This is a genomic window from Moorena sp. SIO2C4, from assembly GCF_010672485.1.
Classification (GTDB): Bacteria; Cyanobacteriota; Cyanobacteriia; order Cyanobacteriales; family Coleofasciculaceae; genus Moorena; species Moorena producens.
This window is the reverse complement of the sequence record NZ_JAAHGN010001158.1, coordinates 1-2246: the sequence shown is the minus strand read 5'-3', so window position 1 is coordinate 2246 and position 2246 is coordinate 1. Positions and strand designations below refer to the sequence as shown.

Sequence of the window (2246 nt, the reverse complement as noted above, 5' to 3'; positions counted from 1 at the left end):
AGGAACCCTTGCCCAATGACGATCCTTTTTGGTCTCATCCGCGCATTATAGTAACTCCCCATATTGCTGCTGTGGGTAACCCTAAGGAGCTAGCCGCTCGCATTGTGGATACAATCGATTGCAGTCGCGAGGGCAGACCATTGGAGAATGCAATTGATCGGAACCGGGGCTACTAAGTCTTAATAGTGAGTTTTCTGCAATGCCAATCAATCCGAAAAATAATCTAGATTGGCTTACCATTTTATTGATAATATAATATTATTGTAGATGAATATAAGTAGAGAGTAAGTTGAGAGCATGACTATTAGATCGGATATTTTCAAATTCTTCCAAAATCTAAATTTTGTCTTCTTAAGTGGCTTCGATAAGATTAATTCGATCAATGAAAACAATAATTTATATATAAATGCCATGTATGATTTGATGGAAAATGATGAAATCAGAACCCAAGCCTATAGAAAAGTAATTTCTGAAAAAGTAAAAGACAAAGTAGCTGTTGAAATTGGCACGGGCAAAGCATTATTGTTACCAAAATTTTGTGTAGATGCAGGAGTAAAAAAGATTTACACAATAGAAGAAAATGAGAAAGCTTTCGCAGAGTCAAAAAAACTGCTCGAAGAACTTAATCTAGAAGAAAAAATTAAAATTTATCAAGGATTTTCACAAGATATAGAGATAGAAGAAAAATGCGATATATTGGTTCATGAAATTGTCGGGTCTATAGGTAGCCGGGAAGGTATGGTGCTAGCAGTTAACGATGCTAAAGAGAGATTTTTGAAGCCAAATGCCGAGTTTATTCCGTACCAGTGCATTACGAAAATAGCTCCTGTATCACCATTGAAACTTTCCCCATATCAGCAAATCGTTAATTTGTTTCTGAAGTTAATCATGAAAAATGTTATAATAAACTTAAGTGATGATTTTAATTTTTCTAAACCAAGAACTTATCTGACCTGTAATTTCCCCGTTTGTAACCTGATTGCCGAACCCCAAGAATTTGAAAATATAGTTTTTGCTGAAAATTTGACAATGATAGATGATAAAACTATAGAATTTATTATTGAAAAACCAAGCTTATTTGATGGATTTATTTTCTATATAAATCTCTGGGTAGACAGAGAAACAGTCATTGATACATTGTCACAAAAAACAAGTTGGTTAGTTAGATATGCTAAACTTTTTGAAAAACCCCTAAAACTAGAAGCTGGTGACTTCATTAAAGTTAAAATTGAGAGGGATGTTTCAACCACACAACCTAAATATGAGATTCATGCCACTGTGGGCAAAAATGGGAGAAGCGTATTTGCAAAAAAAAGTTATAAGCTATGTTGAAAATTATCAAGCCGTCAAAAGTTGTGCAACGGGCTTTTGTTGAAACCATCTAGGAACTACGAACCGGAGAATTTGTACTTTGATGCAAAAGCAAGATGTGCCCGTTCAACATGGGCCATGTACAACACCTGGATCAAGGATCGAAAAACGTATTCGGCTGACAGGATAACATGAAAACTAGGATGTCTGTATCGCCTCGATTTCCAAACTTCCGAAAGCTGTCGCCAGTTGTTAGGCCGGGTAGATGTAGAAGCAGTTGAATATACTTTAGAAGGTTTAACTGAGGCGATTGTGGCATGGGAGACTGGCAGAGGGGGAAACAAATAATATCAAGTTCGGTTGAATACCCATCATAAAAGTCTGGGGAGATGGGAACCCACCCCTAACCCCTCCCAGGAGGGGAATATGGGGAGATGGGGGATATTTTTATTAAGAGTAATTATCCTGAGATGATATAAAAGCAGAGATAATGTGATTTCATGGAATCCCACAACTAACAAAAAGTAAAAATAGAGACCACAATAATTAAATTAGATAAAGTCTGCGGGGGCGACAACTCGCCCAAAAAGCAACTAGGTCGAGATATTGACTAATAAAATAGTCACCCCTTTAAGATGAAAATAGCGTTTCTCATAGCTATGAGGTACACAGGATTTTTTCACTCTTGCTAGCATGCCTATTGCCTATTGCTAGCATGCCTATTGCCTATTGCCTGCTCCCTGCTCCCTAAAACCGATAAATTTGTACCTCACAAGTTGTATAATTGCTATAGATTACTGTAAAAATGAAAAACTCTAATATAAATAATTCCATAACTACCTTTTATTCCCAAGAAGAACGACAGTTACGTGTAGATCTTGCTGCTGCTTACCGCTTGATTAACTATTATGGGATGACAGACATGATATACACCC

The 2246-nt window shown here is 36.6% G+C and carries 1 protein-coding gene and 1 pseudogene; both read left to right on the top strand.

From position 1 onward, the window contains the following. Window positions 1–297: 297 nt before the first annotated feature. Window positions 298–1332, top strand: coding sequence for an SAM-dependent methyltransferase (locus tag F6K20_RS34975; RefSeq protein WP_008188131.1), 1035 nt, complete (start codon window positions 298–300; stop codon window positions 1330–1332). A gap of 201 nt (window positions 1333–1533) precedes the next feature. Continuing rightward, window positions 1534–1659, top strand: a pseudogene (locus F6K20_RS41025) (uroporphyrinogen-III synthase); the annotation flags it as partial. Window positions 1660–2246: the final 587 nt, after the last annotated feature.

Coding starts and splice junctions, on each gene's coding strand:
- F6K20_RS34975 (WP_008188131.1), top strand. CDS start 298: ATGACTATTAGATCGGATATTTTCAAATTCTTCCAAAATCTAAATTTT.